Source organism: Paenibacillus sp. FSL L8-0663 (assembly GCF_038008125.1).
Taxonomy (GTDB): Bacteria; Bacillota; Bacilli; order Paenibacillales; family Paenibacillaceae; genus Paenibacillus; species Paenibacillus polymyxa_D.
In genome coordinates, this window is sequence record NZ_JBBOYM010000001.1 from 4,521,021 (window position 1) to 4,538,231 (window position 17,211).

Sequence of the window (17,211 nt, forward strand, 5' to 3'; positions counted from 1 at the left end):
CTTAAAAAGTGCAGAGTTATGGATACCTTAAAATCTACCTACACCTTTTTCTGTTTACCGGATTGCATTCGTTCGGCCAGACGCAGCAGTTCATCCAATTCTTCCTCAGATACAGACTCCTCGGAAGGTTGATCTTGAACGATTGGAATGGATGGCTTGGCTGGCCCGTTATTTTTGGCATACGCGCGGGATCGACCGCCGGAAGGAGAAGCAGAGGACTGTTTTCCTTTTACCTTAGCTTGATCCCTTATATATTGAACGGCTTTCTCGTAAGTGTTTACCTGCTTAAGCAGCATATTGGAAGCAACGGCCTCGACAAAGTTGCGGTTAATCCGCTGATCGCTCCCGGATACGAGCAGTGACATCAAATAATGGATCAGCACGTTGATGACTTCGCCTGGCAGCTTATAGCTGATATCAATTTTCTCGAATATATCCAGCAGGTTACCGGGAACCGTGCCGGGGAAAAAGGTTTGCAGCAAACGGCGATAAGGCTCGTTGCGCAACATCATATTATATTGGTGAATGTCACACTTGGCTGTGAATTGTGGGGGAACCTCCACATAAAATTCCATTTCCACAGCTTGCTCTGCAGGCGGCTCTTCAGATGTGGAAGCTTCCCTTTGGCGCAAAGCAACTACCTTGGCGGCTTGAACCTGCTGCTCCTCCTGACGCTTGCGATCCTGTCTGGAGTGCTGGCTAGCCCGAAGCTGAAGCTCGTCGAGCAACAAGTCGCCTGCTTCGGTAAAAATACCATCCTCATCCAGCAATCGGCTAATATCCTGTACAGATAGATCAAATTTGCGAACAACGTAATTGACCATGCCTAACTGCTCGTGCTCAAACCGAAGACGCTCCACGTGCTTACGATTGGCAGATTCACGCGGAAAACGGAGAATAATATCTGCATAATTCAATGCTTCCTCCGATTCTGACGCAAGTGGTCCAGTCTGACGGCTAGTAGACACCTCGGACAACGCCTGCTCCAATTCATAATCTATAACATGGGTATTCAGTTCAAATAACTCATAAAATGGAATCGAAATATTCTCTTTATTATAGGAAGATTGCGACCATTCGCTAGATTCTCTGCTCCACAATGATTCTCTCAGAGAAAGCACTGCAAACTTACCGATTTTGTCTCTCAACAAAAGGGTGAGATGCTGTGTTCTGAAAAATTCAGCAGGTGCGAGCGGCGGCTGCATCTCATATTCATACATATAGTCGTCCGTTTCGGGTGCATACAGCCTGGACGTCTGTAACAGACCGACGGCCTCCAGTTTGGAGGTCTGTTCAATCAAATACTTGCGTCCCTTCTCACTCGGCTCCAGTCCCAGTGTCAGAAAAAGGCGACGCTGCTGTTCCAACGGCGAATAACCGATTTGTCCGACTGGCACATGCTGGAACAACAGTCGATACAGACTGACCGCAAATGCGCCTACCATCGGCTGATAGACGCTTCCCAGCATCAATTCATCCAGTGCGCTCAAGCCAAATTCCCGATAAACGCAGTAGCGGTGGTTCTCAGTATAGTGCAGCAGGTTTTTCATCCGCATTCCAACATTCTTCCTTTCCTGACATAACGGTCTCCAAGATGTTTTTCTATTCTATCATACTTGCCTTCTGGTGGGACCAACAAAATAAGGGCAATTGTTCTCCTTTTTGGCAGCCGTATTCGTCTGAGTTCTACTTTTTTCGAGAATACTAACTATTTTATGACTTTGTGACCTGCATCATGGTAAAAATAAAATTCTTCACACTTCTTTCATTGGTGAAAAGCTTTACTTTGAGCTACAATATAATGGTTAAGTATCACGTATTGGATACAGGAATGATATTAGGAAGTACACATATTTCGGCTAAGCCGATTACCATTTACAGATCGTAAAGGAGTGTAGATCGTGAGTCAACATCAACCTCAACAAACCCCAGCAACACCTAACGAAGTAGCCTCCACACTGGAAGGCTGGTATGCGCTTCACGATTTTCGGTCCATCAACTGGACAGCATGGAAGACCGCAGACGATGAAGAGCGCGCCGGAGCACTGGACGAGCTTCAAGAGTTTATGAAGGAATGGAACGTTACCGAGGAAGCGGGTCTGGGCAGCTCAGCTGTCTATACTGTAGTCGGACAAAAGGCTGATTTTGTCATGATGCACCTGCGCGAAACGCTGGAAGACCTCAATAAACTGGAAAATGATTTTAACAAAACAACCTTCGCCAAATATACAACTAAAACCTACTCTTATGTGAGTGTGGTGGAACTGAGCAATTATTTGAGCAAAGATGAAGATCCTATGCAAAATCCACAAATTGTCGCACGCTTGAAGCCTGTATTAAACAAGGCTCGTTATATTTGCTTCTATCCAATGAACAAAAAACGTGACCTGAACGATAACTGGTACATGCTTTCAATGGACGAGCGTCGCACCTTGATGCGCAGCCACGGTTTAATTGGACGCAGCTATGCTGGCAAAGTAAAACAAATCATTTCCGGTTCCGTCGGCTTTGACGATTGGGAATGGGGCGTAACACTGTTCTCCGATGACGCACTTCAGTTCAAGAAGCTAATCTACGAAATGCGTTTTGATGAAGTCAGTGCCCGTTACGGTGAATTTGGCTCCTTCTATGTCGGCAGTGTGTTGAATGAGGAATCATTTGAAGACATGTTGAAGCTGTAAAGCACAACCGTCAGTACCATATCGCAGCATACAATTAAGGATTCCGCGAACTCCCACTTTCGGGACGGCGGAATCCTTTTTTTATTGCAGCACAGGCTCGACCCCTACGGATGTATCCTCACTTTTCGCCAGCTTTCTTTTCTCCAAAGCGATCTGAATAAAGATAACAAGCATTAGACCACTTAATAGGATCAAAAAGCCGCCAAGCTCAGGAATAAAATATTTTAAGCTCCCACCTTTGAAGCCCATCCCTCTCAAAAACTTGAAATGCCAGGTCAATGGAAGAATATTACTAATATATTGCAGCGATGTAGGCAGCATAGCTACTGGCAATTGAGCGCCGCTCAGTAAAAACGAAGGCAGTATAATTAGCATGAGGCGTGGGGAAGCTTTTCCCGGATTCGCCGCATTCCACCCTAAAGCCATAGCAAACAAACTCAACGTAATCGTGTACAGGAGAAATGGAATACTGAGCTGCCATACATTCGCTTCAAAGCGTAGTCCGCCAATTTGCTTAAGTAAACCAATGGACAGGTAAAAGGACACACATCCTACTAACGCATACGGCAACACCCTAAGAATCAAACCATACGAAAACTGAAGCTCCTCTTTTAATCTTCCTTGCTCCCGCAATCGCGGGACAATTGTCAGTACAGTAGCACCCATCAGTGAAATCATGACCGTATTAATGAACCCCATAACTGAGGTCATCAAAGTAGCATTGGTAGGATTATATAACAGGCGCTGCTGAAGCAGCATATTGGAAGTAAGCCCTGTAACCTGGCTGTCACTCATTCCCATACCCTTTAATCCACCACCAGCCAGCATCGCATTTTCCGTCGCCATAATCTCTGTGACTGCCGAGCGTAGATTTCCCGTAGCCTGACCTACCGTATTATCCACATAAAAACCGATGTTGCTCTGAACTCCTTTGATCCTATTTTCCTCCAACCCAGCTGGAAGGTAAATCACCGCAAAAAACTTTTCATTATATAAAAGTAAATTCGGATCGGCTTCATTCTCTTGCACATGGCGTACATCAATATACTGCGATGCATCTAATTTATTAATAAGCTGTCGGCTATAACTGCTATGATCTAAATCGACTACAGCTACAGAGGCATCGTTAAGCTGATTATTTTTAAAAACAAATCCAAAGGCTACAGCTACTACGATAGGAACGAGCAGCATGATAAAAACCATCTTACCACTGATCATCAGCTTCCATTCTTCTATAAACGCCTTCATTTCGTCACAACCTCTACCGTCATTCCAGGTAATAATTCAGATGTTCGCTGGACATCCACCCGCACTTGGAAGGAGCTTATATCCGACAGACCTTTGTCCCGACTCATTCTCATGTTGGTATACTGAGGGGCAGAAGTAATGTACCTCACCTTGCCTTGGACATCTTTATCTAAAGCTACGACGTGCGTATTCACATTTCCCCCAGCTTTAAACTGTGACATGGAATCCTCGCCCACATAAATATCGTAGTATAGCTGATTGGTTTCAATAACGACGCCCGTTGCCCCCGTAGAAACGATCTCTCCCATTTTAGGTACAATACGCGACACCTTACCATCTGCGGATGCCTTCAGCACCATACGTCCGCGCTGCAATTCCAAAGTTTTGAGTTGAACACTTAATGCCTGCTTTTGTTGAGCCAGAAGATCCACATTGTATTCGCTATTCTTAACATCTTTTCGTGTTTGCGAGGTTTGAGTCAAGGCTTCCTTTGCTTTTTCTGTTTTGATACGAGCCTGCTGGCGTTCCTCAGCAGTTGCGCCTGCCTCCATTTTATCCAAAGCGGTTTGCTGCTGAGCGATCCCATTTTTAGCAATGTCCGATTGTTTGCTAGCCGCTATAATCTGGTTTTTGGCAATTTCAACCTGATCTGTAGCTGTATCTAACGCGATTTGGGCATTATCCAGTTGGTTTTTGGCGTTATCCAGTTCTGCTTTAGTTCCAGCTCCAGCATCATATAACGCTTTGATACGGTTGTAATTCACATTAGCCAAGTCCAGAGCCTGTTGTCTGGATGATACTGTTTTTTGCGCGATTTCCGCATTCCTTTTGGCTGTCTCTACTCCTGTCAGAGCTGCGTCCAACGATTGCTGTGCTGCTTCAATAGCCAGCTTTTGTCTTAGAATATCCTCCGCACGTGTTCCTTGATTTAATAAGGACTCTCCTGCTTGCGCGGCTTGAATGTCCAATTGTCCCTGTTTTTCTGAAGTTGAAATTTTTTCCGACTGATTTTGCAGCCCGTCTTTAGCCTGTTTTATTTTCACATCAGCCTGTGCGATATCCGTTTTTAATTTCTCAATTTGCAAATCAAGGTCTACAGGATCGAGGGTCATGAGCACATCCCCTTTTTTCACCTGTTGTTCTTCCTTCACCTCAATCGTGTTTACTCTTCCCCCTACGCCCTGAAAAGCAACATTTACGGTATCTGCCGTAAGCAGTGTGTTTTTTTGTTGGGCTGCCATACTCACAGCATCCTTGCCGCTCATTGCCATCAGCGTACCTCCGGTACCTAATGCAACAACAAGTAGCACGTACACAATGATCTTTTTATTCATTGCAATAAACTCTCCTTCATGATGATTTAGCCAATGATAGTTAAAAAATAATAGTCAAAAACAAATAAGGAATCTGATAGTACGACGTCTAACTATTTAAGCCGGGAAATTTGATTATTCCCGTTTTATCCGTTCAAGTCCTGAAGAAAACTTATTTAATAACGTAGCAAATAGAATATGATCTTCCTTAGTAAATTCATTCATTAAATCCGAAAAAAGCTGGATGAACATCGGAATTTTTTCCGTCATTAACTGTTTTCCTTCACCAGTCAAGGAGATCGCGGTCATACGTCGATCCGTCAGCGTACTTCTTCGGATGATGCCGTCCCGTTCCAGCTTATCAATTACGCTGGTTACTGTTGAACGAGTAACCCCTGAATATTCAGCCAGCTCTGATGGAGTCAATGCACGTTCATGTAAAAACAATGGCATTAAAATTTTCAGGTTGCCTACAGATAGCCCATATTCCGAGAGTCTGGAAGACACTCCATTGTACACTTCATGTGCTGCCTGCACGAAAAGTACCCACGTATTCAACGATTGGGAGTCCACATTTGGAAACTTTTCAGTCAATAAATGTATTCTACTGGGATCGGCATTGATTTTAAAATCAGAATTCAATGTGAAGCTCCCCCTCTGTAATTAGTAATCATACTATACGACGTCGAATAGTTATGGGTCAATATCTTTTTTTGTTCATTGAAATAAAAAAGGTCTCCAAGCTCCTTTTTAGGAGTCATGGAAACCTTTTTGCCTTAGAAAAACCGTCCTTTTTTCAGTACCAGTGGAATTCCGCCAATGATGAACAGATAGCGGAGATCCACAATTTTTTTCAATTGTGCGGCCACCCAACCTTTTATTTTGCGCTTACCCACCACAGCGACGGCTTCGCCTTTTCCAAGAGAAGCAACCGTCCCTTTGTTGGAAAATACGAACTTGTGCAGTTCCTTTTTGCGAAGAGTAGCGGCCAGATTCTTGGCACAAAGGACCCCTTGCTGCATCGCAATTTGGGCCGTCGGTGGATAAGGGCGTCCTTCGGGATTAAACATCAAGGAGCTGTCCCCGATAATAAAAATGTCATCATGTTCCGGTGCACGCAGAAAATCGTCGATTTTCACCCTTCCGCGCATCACTTCGAATCCAGCTTTCTCGATTAATCCGTTCCCACGGATTCCTCCCGTCCAGACCACGGTGCAGGCTTCGATTTTCTCACCCTCACCAACGATTACACCATCCTGTAAGCATTCCTTAATCGGAATTCCAATGCGGAAGGTGACCCCTTTTCGCTTAAGGACATCCATCGCATACTCCACCAGCTCAGGATCGAACCCTGGCAGTGCCGTTGGAGCCGCCTCGACGTTAATGATTTGAATTCGGTTAAAATCGATGTCATACGCTCTAGCCAGCTGTGGCAAACGATCCGCTAACTCCGCTACAAACTCAATACCGCTAAAACCAGCGCCCCCTACGACGAAATTGAGGCGACCTGGTTTACCGTCGTTTTTATACAAGGCCAGCTGGTATTCAATATGCTCACGAATCAGGCGAACCGAGTTAATACTGCGAATCGTCAGCGCGAACTTATCCATTCCCGGAATACCGAATGTTTCTGGCTCCCCGCCTAGTCCAATGACCAAATAATCATAGGAGAGCGAACCATCCTCCAGCAAGATTTTTTTCTCCTTCGGTATGATTTCCTTAACCGTTCCTTTGACTAAATCCACCTTGAACTCATCGATCAGTTGGGCAATCGGAATCCTTGAATGCTCAATCGTATCCGTACCTGCCGCAGGCATATGAAGATGTGTCGTAATATAGTGGTAATCATGACGGTTGATCAGCGTGACATCCGCCTCATTGTGCTTGAGCTCCTTTTGCAATTGCTGAGCCGTCAATATACCGCCATATCCGGCGCCCACAATGACAATTTTGGGAATACTGCTCATGCTTCTACCCCTTCCGATATACATAATTATTCAAAGCTGTTCTCTCAAAACGGTTAATTTACACTCACAAAAAAGTCTTCATCAAATATTAATAGCTTTAACTTTGCAAGCGGAACCTGGCAGTTTATAATGATAAACAGTGAATCATGCGTTCGGCGGCTATCTGAACCTCTATGCGGCTGATTCAATAATTACAAATTCCATACTATCCCTTTCGGAGGTGTTTTTAGAGTGACAACTCAATCCACAGGCGCGGAGATCCGCGATCTGATCATTATTGGAGGCGGTCCAGCCGGTATTTTCGCCGCTTTTTACGGAGGAATGCGTCAGGCATCCGTCACCTTAATTGAAAGTATGCCCCAACTGGGCGGCCAGCTTGCAGCCCTTTATCCTGAAAAATATATTTATGACGTTGCTGGCTTTCCTAAAGTAACTGCACAGGAACTGGTCAACAATTTGGTTCAACAAATGAACCACTTTAATCCAGAAGTGCAGCTAGAAGAGAAAGTCGTATCGTTAGAGAAAAAAGAAGAACGCCACTTCATCGTAAAAACAGACAAAGGTGGCGAGTATCATGGTAAGGCGGTTATTATTACCGCTGGTGTTGGTGCTTTCGAGCCGCGCAGACTGGAGCTTCCAGGTGCCGAACATTTTGAAAAAACGAACCTGCATTACTTTGTTAGCGACCTGAGCAAATTTGCAGGCCGAAAAGTGCTAATCAGTGGTGGCGGTGACTCTGCCGTAGACTGGGCACTCATGCTGGAACCAATTGCAGAACAGGTTACATTGATTCACCGCCGCGACAAATTCCGTGCGCATGAACACAGTGTCGAAAACCTCCTCGCATCCAAAGTAAATGTTATTACACCAACGGAAATTACAGAATTGCATGGAGAAGACACGATTACGAAAGTCACTCTTGCTCATGTAAAAACCAAAGAAACACAGGAAATCGAAGTGGACGATGTGATCGTTAACTTTGGATTTGTATCCACACTTGGCCCGATTGCTGAATGGGGAATTGAAATCGAAAGTAATTCCATCGTGGTCGATTCTCGCCAGGAAACCAATATTCCCGGCATTTTCGCCGCAGGGGATATTACAACCTATCCAGGCAAGCTCAAGCTGATTGCGGTCGGCTTTGGTGAAGCCCCTACGGCAGTCAACAACGCCAAGGTCTATGTAGATCCAGATGCCAAGTTGTCTCCTGGTCACAGCAGTAACATGAAAATGTAGTTTAGTTTAGACTATGACAAAAAAGGGTATTTTACTCCAAATTTGAATGTTTGGAGTGAAATACCCTTTTTTACGGTGTGCCTATTCGTTGCAGTGATTGTCCGTAAAGCCATTCGAACCCTGAATGACTTTACAGTCGCAGTACGAGAGCTTGTCCGGTCTAATGAAGGACTACGGCTGTATTCATCTCTAGATTTCTTTTGTGAATTTCAGCCAGCAACAGTGCAATGAAGTCACATTCAAGTTTAAGCTCGATTGCCATCTGATAGGAATCCAAAAGCATCTCATCCGTCAGCATAGCCATCCTCGACACAACCTTTCCTTTTATTTCAAAATCTATTCTATCAAAATACCAAAAACGGAACAAGCGTTCTGTTATCCACAGCCAATTGTGGAAATCCTGTGTATAAATTGTTGGTAAGTGTCGTTAACCCTTATATGTGACAGGGGATAATGTGGACAATATTTATACACAGAATTTTGAAGCTTGAACACAAAAAAAATATTTTTATTATTTATACAAATATATTATATTTAGCGTCTTGTTAATAGATTAAATTGGGATTTTATTGAAGAAAACAGAAATTTATTGAGGTCTTGTATTAACCTCTAAAATCCATACCCTTCCATTCTGATCAAGCCCGTAATCAAATCCTAGTTGTCCAATCCCAGGAAACCTTTTTTCCAGCACAGGAATACAGCGCTGTGTAAGTTCAATGATCTCTCGCCGCTTTCGCGTAGCAAGCCGCCGGGGATATATCATTCGAAGCGCATCTGTTCCCTTCAGCAAAGTTCCCCCTCTGCACAGATTCGTAATGACCAGTCCGGGACGAGCATGACGTGCAACTACCGCACGAAAATCCCATCTCTGCCCTTCCTTCACAACTTTGACTCGATAGTCGACAGGTCTACCTTGAATACTTGCCAGTTGGATCCCTTGTTGAATGAGATATGGGCGTTGGATTCGGAGCTTATGGATTCCGATTACAAGTGCTCTAAAATGACTGAACCGGTGCGTGTGCTCCATACGCGTGCAGGTGTATCCCCTACGCTCCTTTGCCACACGCATGACTCCGATTCCTCCGCCTCCTTTTACAGGTTTTATAAACACAAAAGCATGCCGCCGCAGCATCATGCGCAATTGATCTTCACTATATAGACAGGTTTCCGGTATATAAACGGCGGTATGTGGATGGTGGAGCAGCGCCTTCGTCTTTAGCCATTTGCTTGCAAGTTGTCTCATCTAACCCTCTCCTTTCGCCGTCAGGTATACTTATACATACTCAACAGGAATATTCTATTCTTGGATGATTGTCCGCGGCATGTGTCTATTTCGACAAGATCATGGCGAACGGTAGCATGCACCGAATATCACTGGTACAATGACAATAATCTACTACCATTTGCACGGAACAGCGGAAATTACCGCCAAATCGTTTTTCAACAAGGAGGTCAACTCATGAATAGCAAAATTGGCATCATGGACATTGGCTCAAACTCCATACGTCTGGTGATCTATGAAATGACAGAGACAGGAGCCTATCGCATTGTGCAGGAATGCAAAGAAGCTGCCCGACTGAGCGAAAAGGTTGGGGCCAACGGCCGTATGGAGCGGGAGGCGATTCGAAGCATCGCTCCATTGTTGCGCCAATTTATGGCGGTATGCCATATGCACGGGGTTGTCCGTATGCGTGCAGCAGCAACAGCAGCCATCCGCAATGCCACGAATTCGGACGAAATCGTCCAATGGATTGCGGAGGAGACAAATTTAACATTGGAAATACTGAGCGGAGAGCAAGAAGGCTATGCCGGTTTTCTGGGTGTAGTGAACACTATGAATGTGAGTGATGGAATCATCATTGACATCGGGGGTGGCAGTACCGAAATTACGCTGTTCCGCGATCGAAAGCGACTGCATACGGTGTCATTTCCCTTTGGCGCCGTCAATATGAACTGGCGCTTTGGACGTGAGGTCAAGAATGGCGAATGGTCTCCTCAGCAGATTGAGGAAATGGAGAGCTTTGTCCGTTCTTCACTGCAAAATCATGATTGGATCTTCTCCAATCCGGATCTGCCATTCATCGGGCTAGGTGGGACCCTGCGTACTTTGGCTAAAATCAATCAGAAGCGGCAGGATTACTCACTTCCTGTGACGCACCATTACGAAATGACGATAGAAGATGTCGATTACTTCTATGGCAGTCTGCCCCATCTTCCCTATGAAAAACGCAAAAAAACAGCCGGCCTGTCCAAGGACAGAGCCGACATCATTGTACCGGGGCTTATTATATTGAAAACGATATTTGAAGCTGCTCAAGGCTCCGCGTATCTGGTCAGTGGAGCGGGTCTGCGAGACGGCCTATTTCATGAGCTGGTCAACGCGGAACAGCCCGTGGTAGCTAATCCGCTTATCACATCCATTCGCAATATCCTTTCGTTTGCTGTCCCGGTTAGCGAAGCGCATGTCAAGCGGGTTAACGAGTACGCCGTCCGGCTCTATGACACATTAGCTAGCGGAACCTCAGCTGCTATGGACAAACGTTTGTTACTGACCGCAGCAACTCTTTACAAAACGGGAGCTGCCTTGAATTACTATCATTTTCGCCAGAATTCCGTGTTCTGGATCTTACATGCAGGCATTGGCGGTCTATCCCATAGGGAAACGGTACTAGCCGCGTTGATCGCGGATTACCATCCCAAGAACCGGACCCCCCGTTTGCTACGCACACATGCGGATATTTTGGAGCCTTCCGACGAGGAACGTGTACATCGGCTCGGCTCGCTGCTCCAGCTCGCGATTGGCATGGATCGGAGTGAGTCCGGAATGATTACCAGCATCAATCCTACTACAGGGGATGACGCAATGCATCTTCGTTTGGAAAGCAAGAGTGAACCCATATTAGAACAACGAGAACTAGAATCCGTTGCGAAAGATTTCCAAAAGGCGTGGAACCTCACATTGTCGTGGTCCATTCTACCTTCTTCCAATTTCTAACCTTCATCGCTTCAGATTGGCTCCTGATGGGAGCCTCTTTGTCGTTTCTGGACACAAATTGATAGCTGCCATTAGGCAAAAGCTGGCGCGCCTTCACATTATCCCTTAACGATAAATGCAGAATATCTGCCAGCATTTCTTTGATCCCGTCATCATAAATCGGGCACATCAGTTCAATTCGGCGGGTCAAATTGCGAGTCATCCAATCCGCACTGGACAGAAATAACTCGGATTTCCCTCCATTTTCAAAATAAAACAATCTGGAATGCTCCAGAAAGCGGTCTACAATACTGATGACACGTATATTCTCGCTGAATCCTTCCACACCGGGACGCAAACAGCAGACCCCTCTGATGATAAGATCAATCTTCACACCTGCTTGGGAAGCCGCATATAGTTCATCGATCATCTCCTGATTGGATAAGGAGTTGATCTTGGCAATAATCCGGGCGGGCTTACCTGCCAATGCTTGCTCTGCTTCCCTACGGATGAGTTCAAACAGCTTGTTCTTCATTCCCGTTGGAGCCACCGTAAAAGCTTGCAAAGTCTTGAGCGCAGAGAATCCCGTGATTTCATTAAACAGTTCGGAGGCATCCTCACCAAGTACTGGATCCGACGTAAACAATCCGATATCCGTATACACACGCGCCGTGCTTTCATTATAATTGCCTGTACCTACATGCACATATCGTTTGAGTGCGTTGCGCTCATGGCGTATGACAAGAATGATTTTGGCGTGCGTCTTCAAGCCAACCAACCCATACACTACGTGACAGCCTGCTTTTTCAAGCGTACGCGCCCAGGCAATATTACGTTCCTCGTCAAAACGGGCTTTCAGCTCCACCACCACTGTTACCTGCTTGCCCGATTCGGCCGCACGTGCCAATGCCGGAATCAGCTTCGATTCCCCGTTGACACGGTACAGGGTCATTTTGATTGCCATCACATCTGGGTCCTCTGATGCCTCAATGATAAAATCAGTTACCGCATCGAATGATTCATACGGGTGGTACACGAGCACGTCCCGTTTGCGAAGTACGTTGAAAATATCCTCTTGCGGGGGCAGTTCTTCCGGATACAGTGGTTTGATTGCCGGAAATTTCAAATGTGAATACCCCTCCAAATGATCGGCAAAAGACGATAAAAATGTCAGATCCAACGGCCCGTCCACCTCAAACACATGGTCGAACAGCTTGAATTCGCGTTGAAGCTCCATCAGGGCATAGGGATGAATCCCTTTTTCTACTTCCAGTCTTACTGGCGCGCCCCGTCGTCTTCGACGCAGCTCTTTTTCAATCTCTTCGAGCAAATCTTCGATTTCTTCTTCATTAATGGATAAATCGGAGTTACGTGTCACACGAAAAGCATGAACGGCCTCTGGGATATACCCAGTGAACAGCGTTTGGATATGATGCTTGATCAGTTCCTCAATTAAAATAAATGATTTCTTCTTGCTATTGGAACGTAACGGCACTGTAACCACACGTGGAATATTCGAAGGCACCTGCACAATGGCAAAAAGCGGTTTATCCTCCTCCGTATCCCCCGGACGTCTCAAAACGACCGCTAAATATACGTATTTATTGTGAACGAGTGGAAAAGGACGGCTCTGATCGACCGCCATCGGCGTGAGCACCGGAAATATAATTTCATGAAAATATGCATCCAGCGACTTGCGCTGTGTCGTATTTAAGTCTTCATATTCGAGCAGTAAAAGACCTTTTTTCGTCAAGAGGCGAGAAATATCACGATAGGTCCGGTATTGTTCCGATACCATCGAGACAGTACGCTTGATCAGGCGTTTGTACAAACCGGAGGGGGTATATCCCGTAAAATCCTTTTGCATAAAACCCGCCTTGATTTTCTCGCGCGTCTCTGCAACACGAACAGCCATAAACTCATCCAAATTGCTAGATACAATCGCCAAAAATTTGGCTCTCTCCAGCAACGGTGTATCTGCATCCTGAGCTTCCTGAAGCACACGGCGATTAAATTCAATCCAGCTTAAATCTCGGTTAAAGTAACGTTCTGACCCGGCTTTATCCTTATTCTGACTCTCTATCAACATATGGCCTCCATCAATTCATGCAGTATAGTTACCCTTTATTGTACTATTAGATGAAACGCACTAGCATCACAGCAGTGTAAACGCAATGTAAAATGTGTGTAAACACAAACTGGATATTTGAAAAGGTCATTCGGATGCTTTACAAAAATAGCATTAAGCGGTACAGTGTTTACGTCTGTTTCATAGAGTAGATTGAAGAACCGTTTCTTTTTCTGTTGTTTATGTTCGTTATGATGTGTAGTAACCACTTAGAAGCCACGTTCAATTGCTGATTTTCAAATGGCATGATATAGGGAGGATTTACGTTATGGAACCCAAGAAAACGCCACGCGTACTGCAAAAAAACATCGAATTTTTCACCGCAGCGCTGTCTCAACACCTCGTTACGGTCTGGCAAGAGGACCCTACAGGTGTATACTGTGAGATTGGCTGTGGATATATCGAGTTATTCAGTAGCGAGATGATTCGGGTGCGCAATCAAGATGGAACCCCAAGCCATTATGACCGCAATATTACCATGTTTCAGCTAATCACAAAGGATCAGCCGATATAATTATTATATGCTATGCCTGCGCTGTTCTTCCAGATTAGAATTGCTTTATGTTTACAACTACCGATTTTCATATCTGCTGAATCTTGCAGTTTTTCAAAAAGCGCCTCAGAGCGCTTTTTTTGTCGACCTTTTTTGAACATCGTTTCGAAAAGCAGTATGATAAGGGAGCATATTACCTAAATTTAAAGGGGAATCAACCGATGGAGCATACAACATCAGATGAGCGCATCCTGGTTATGACCGCGGTTGAAGGCGAACGGGAAGCTGTACTGCGGGGCCTGAAAGGCGACACCCGTTTTGTGGTCGAGCTAGCTGGCGTGGGCGCACCGTCCGCGGCGGCTTCAACCGCGCTAGCACTGGCGGCGGCTGGTGACTACCGTCTGGTCATCAGCGCCGGAATTGGTGGCGGCTTCGCGGAGGTCGCTGCATTGGAGAGCGTCGTTGTTGCTGACGCGATCATTGCCGCCGACCTGGGGGCCGAGACGGCAGAGGGCTTCAGCAGCGTGGACGAGCTAGGGTTCGGCTCAAGCAAAATTGCCGTGAACGTTGCCACCGCGCAGCGATTGGTTCAGACGTTGCGTGCCGCCGGACAGACGGCTGTCGCGGGGCCGATCCTGACCGTCTCTACGGCCACCGGTACGGCGGCAACAGCGGAACGGCTGGCCAAACGCGTTCCTGGAGCTGCTGCCGAAGCGATGGAAGGCTACGGCGTGGCCGTGGCGGCAAATAGGCTAGAACTGCCGACGATGGAAATCCGCACGATTTCCAATGCTGTCGGTCCACGTGACCGTGCAGCCTGGCGAATCAAAGAGGCTTTGCAAGCATTGGAAGCCGCATTTTCTACATTAACGGAGGTTATATAGATGCAAATTGCTTTTTCACCTTGTCCCAACGACACTTTTGTCTTCCATGCCCTGGCGCATGGTTTGATTCCGGGCGCACCCGCGCTGGACATTACATTCGCCGATATCGACATCACCAACAATCTGGCGATCACACCAGACGGACTGGATATCATGAAAATTTCGTATGCTGCACTCCCTTGGGTACTGGATGAATATGCCCTGCTGCCTTGTGGGGGCGCACTGGGCCGGGGTTGTGGGCCACTCGTGCTGACCAAGGAAGGTTCCACCGTCAAAGGCCCGGAAGCCCTGTCCGGCAAGCGTGTAGCCGTTCCGAGTGAACGTTCCACTGCCTATCTGCTGTTCCGCCTGTGGGCGGCCAAGCATGTGCCTGGGGGTGTCGGCGAGATCGTCGTGATGCCGTTCGACCAAATTATGCCTGCTGTCCGTGACGGGAAGATAGATGCCGGACTAGTTATTCATGAAGCACGGTTCACGTATCCGTCCTACGGGCTTAGTAAGCAAGTCGATCTGGGGAACTGGTGGGAAGAAGATACAGGACTGCCGATCCCGCTCGGAGCTATTATTGCCCGCCGTACGCTGGATCTGGATGCGATCACAAACTGGATACGCGCCTCTGTCGAATACGCTTGGCAGCATCCCGAAGCTTCGCGTGAATATGTATTGTCTCATGCGCAGGAGCTTTCACCTGATGTCGCCCAATCGCATATCGACCTGTACGTTAACGATTTTACCGCCAATCTGGGCGACAGTGGATATGCCGCCATCGAAGCTTTGCTCGGTCGTGCCGCGCAGGAAGGGCTGGTACCTTCGTTTGATTTAGCCCAACTGCGCCCTACATCCACAACAATACGTTAAAAGGGAGAGACATGCCTTGCATGTTTTCCTACTGAATAGAGTAGTTTAAACATATAAAACCTCCCGAACGAGCACATGGCCTAGCCATGCGCCCCATTCGGGAGGTTTTATCATTTCATATGGCGAATCTTCATTCGACTCGCTTGATCCCTATACTTAGTTCTGTTCCTGCTCCACAACCTCGGTCTTAAATACGTTATCCAGTTTGGTACCCAATCTTTTGACCAGCGGCACCTTGATATCCCGGCTCAGCTCCTTGAAAAAAGCGTCCATGTCACAATTAATCTTATCCAACACGACCTTCACGGTACCCTCCTCCAAGATCTGCTCATTCAGATCCTCCGGTACGGTAACCGAGATATCATACTTCTTGCTTAACGTTTTAATGTAGCGGGTAAAGATTTCGATAAGCTCCTCATTGTTGAACTTCTCAACTGCAACTTGCCCTTTGTTGGTAAATTTCAAATTCACTCTCACGTTAGCATTTCCCCTTTTCCTTTTGACCATTTATTTTGGATAAACGTTGAACCTTTCAGAGGCTCTTCAAAGAAAGGGCCTTACCGGTCGTTTTAGACTCTTGTCCTTTGATATACTAAGTATAACACATTAAGGCCGTTTTCATTTCCCAACTTGTCGTTTTATGATAAAAAATGATAAAATTTGCGCATTTTCAGCATAAATTCTTTCTTTTCATGCCAATCATTAGGAATATCACCTACACAAATACACAAAAAAACGCCTATCTCGCAAAAGAAAGACGTTTCCGTATAGATGCCTAAGTGGTATGCATTTACAGAGGTTTCGTACATTCCCAACCATGTGAACGATACTCACGCACAGCGTCTCGTATATCCTCAATATCATCAGTATGCAGCAAAACGGCAGGTAGAATAACCCAATATTCATTCTCCGCTAGATCAATAAATACGTCCTCGACATCGTAATATTGCATATCGCCAAATGCCGTGTCCCTGATCTTCTGTCCAACTAAAGGTGTAAACAGAGAATCAAATGTTTTCATCACCTTCGTATATTCCTTCACGCCCGTTGCCGAGATTTGCTGTGAAATAATGACGCTCAATGCTGTTACCTCCCTGACCTAATAATGCTCATTATACCCTTCTCTCAGACCCTCTACAAAACCTTGCGTAAAAAAAATCATAAAAATCAATAGACCGATGCCAATAGCAACGGAGCTGATTACAATAATGAAGATGCCCTGCGTGTTTCTTTGTTCCATTCGTTTCGTCAAAATTCCAAAAACCAAACCTAAGACACCCAACAATCCTCCAAAGACAAAAAAACTAAATATGAACCCCAAACCTGCAAAAATCCAGCCAAAGAAAGCGAGCAGCCATCCCTGCTGCTGCGGCTCGCTCTGTTTCATCTGCCAACGTTCCCTCGCTGTAGGTGTATATCTGTCCATTCC

General features: G+C 46.0%; 17 protein-coding genes. 6 read left to right on the forward strand and 11 right to left on the reverse strand.

Going from position 1 to position 17,211, the window contains the following annotated elements; genetic code table 11:
• Positions 1-38: 38 nt before the first annotated feature.
• Entirely contained in the window at positions 39-1,556 is a 1,518-nt protein-coding gene (locus MKY75_RS19930) for a DnaD domain protein (RefSeq protein WP_069012623.1), read from the reverse strand.
• 345 nt (positions 1,557-1,901) lie between these two features.
• On the opposite strand from MKY75_RS19930, the gene hemQ reads away from it, so the two are divergent.
• Positions 1,902-2,681: a hydrogen peroxide-dependent heme synthase gene (gene hemQ / locus MKY75_RS19935; RefSeq protein WP_340886321.1), complete on the forward strand. Its 780-nt coding sequence runs from the start codon at positions 1,902-1,904 to the stop codon at positions 2,679-2,681.
• A gap of 81 nt (positions 2,682-2,762) precedes the next feature.
• On the opposite strand, the gene MKY75_RS19940 is transcribed toward hemQ, so the two are convergent.
• The 4 genes from MKY75_RS19940 to MKY75_RS19955 all read right to left on the reverse strand — a co-directional run bounded on the left by MKY75_RS19940 (position 2,763) and on the right by MKY75_RS19955 (position 7,209).
• Complete coding sequence (locus MKY75_RS19940; RefSeq protein ID WP_340886322.1) at positions 2,763-3,929, reverse strand: ABC transporter permease; 1,167 nt, start codon at positions 3,927-3,929, stop codon at positions 2,763-2,765.
• Positions 3,926-5,263, reverse strand: coding sequence for an HlyD family secretion protein (locus MKY75_RS19945; protein ID WP_039272689.1), 1,338 nt, complete (start codon positions 5,261-5,263; stop codon positions 3,926-3,928). Before MKY75_RS19945 ends, MKY75_RS19940 begins: the two co-directional genes overlap by 4 nt.
• Positions 5,264-5,377: 114 nt before the next feature.
• A complete protein-coding gene (locus MKY75_RS19950; RefSeq protein WP_165148528.1) occupies positions 5,378-5,884 on the reverse strand; it encodes a MarR family winged helix-turn-helix transcriptional regulator in 507 nt (168 codons plus the stop codon).
• A 134-nt stretch (positions 5,885-6,018) separates the two neighbouring features.
• Complete coding sequence (locus MKY75_RS19955) at positions 6,019-7,209, reverse strand: NAD(P)/FAD-dependent oxidoreductase (protein ID WP_340886326.1); 1,191 nt, start codon at positions 7,207-7,209, stop codon at positions 6,019-6,021.
• 231 nt (positions 7,210-7,440) lie between these two features.
• Between MKY75_RS19955 and MKY75_RS19960 the strand changes: the two genes are divergently transcribed.
• The gene (locus tag MKY75_RS19960) at positions 7,441-8,445 is read left to right on the forward strand and encodes an NAD(P)/FAD-dependent oxidoreductase (protein ID WP_165148522.1); all 1,005 of its coding nucleotides are present in this window, start codon (positions 7,441-7,443) and stop codon (positions 8,443-8,445) included.
• A 160-nt stretch (positions 8,446-8,605) separates the two neighbouring features.
• Here the strand turns inward: MKY75_RS19960 and MKY75_RS19965 are convergent, their stop codons facing one another.
• Positions 8,606-8,749 (reverse strand): sporulation histidine kinase inhibitor Sda, encoded by a 144-nt coding sequence (locus MKY75_RS19965; RefSeq protein ID WP_007431918.1) that lies wholly within the window; start codon positions 8,747-8,749, stop codon positions 8,606-8,608.
• A gap of 282 nt (positions 8,750-9,031) precedes the next feature.
• Positions 9,032-9,688: a YheC/YheD family protein gene (locus MKY75_RS19970; RefSeq protein ID WP_165148519.1), complete on the reverse strand. Its 657-nt coding sequence runs from the start codon at positions 9,686-9,688 to the stop codon at positions 9,032-9,034.
• 216 nt (positions 9,689-9,904) lie between these two features.
• Here MKY75_RS19970 and MKY75_RS19975 point away from each other — a divergent pair, with 216 nt between their 5' ends.
• Positions 9,905-11,440 (forward strand): Ppx/GppA phosphatase family protein, encoded by a 1,536-nt coding sequence (locus tag MKY75_RS19975; protein WP_029518238.1) that lies wholly within the window; start codon positions 9,905-9,907, stop codon positions 11,438-11,440.
• Here the strand turns inward: MKY75_RS19975 and ppk1 are convergent.
• The gene (gene ppk1, locus MKY75_RS19980) at positions 11,400-13,508 is read right to left on the reverse strand and encodes a polyphosphate kinase 1 (RefSeq protein ID WP_029518237.1); all 2,109 of its coding nucleotides are present in this window, start codon (positions 13,506-13,508) and stop codon (positions 11,400-11,402) included. The two genes, MKY75_RS19975 and ppk1, sit on opposite strands and share 41 nt — an antisense overlap.
• A gap of 307 nt (positions 13,509-13,815) precedes the next feature.
• On the opposite strand from ppk1, the gene MKY75_RS19985 reads away from it, so the two are divergent.
• From MKY75_RS19985 to MKY75_RS19995, 3 genes are all read left to right on the forward strand, one after another.
• On the forward strand, positions 13,816-14,061 hold the full coding sequence (locus MKY75_RS19985) for a hypothetical protein (protein WP_029518236.1): 246 nt from the start codon (positions 13,816-13,818) through the stop codon (positions 14,059-14,061).
• Between the two features lie 200 nt (positions 14,062-14,261).
• Positions 14,262-14,924: a futalosine hydrolase gene (locus tag MKY75_RS19990; RefSeq protein WP_165148513.1), complete on the forward strand. Its 663-nt coding sequence runs from the start codon at positions 14,262-14,264 to the stop codon at positions 14,922-14,924.
• Entirely contained in the window at positions 14,925-15,782 is an 858-nt protein-coding gene (locus MKY75_RS19995) for a 1,4-dihydroxy-6-naphthoate synthase (RefSeq protein ID WP_029518234.1), read from the forward strand.
• Positions 15,783-15,938: 156 nt separating this feature from the next.
• Here MKY75_RS19995 and MKY75_RS20000 read toward each other — a convergent pair whose 3' ends face one another.
• The 3 genes from MKY75_RS20000 to MKY75_RS20010 all read right to left on the reverse strand — a co-directional run bounded on the left by MKY75_RS20000 (position 15,939) and on the right by MKY75_RS20010 (position 17,208).
• Positions 15,939-16,259, reverse strand: a complete 321-nt coding sequence (locus MKY75_RS20000; RefSeq protein WP_023990165.1) for a hypothetical protein — start codon at positions 16,257-16,259, stop codon at positions 15,939-15,941.
• 313 nt (positions 16,260-16,572) lie between these two features.
• Positions 16,573-16,863: a hypothetical protein gene (locus tag MKY75_RS20005; RefSeq protein WP_340886328.1), complete on the reverse strand. Its 291-nt coding sequence runs from the start codon at positions 16,861-16,863 to the stop codon at positions 16,573-16,575.
• An 18-nt stretch (positions 16,864-16,881) separates the two neighbouring features.
• Positions 16,882-17,208, reverse strand: a complete 327-nt coding sequence (locus MKY75_RS20010; RefSeq protein WP_039272696.1) for a hypothetical protein — start codon at positions 17,206-17,208, stop codon at positions 16,882-16,884.
• Between the last annotated feature and the right edge of the window lie 3 nt (positions 17,209-17,211).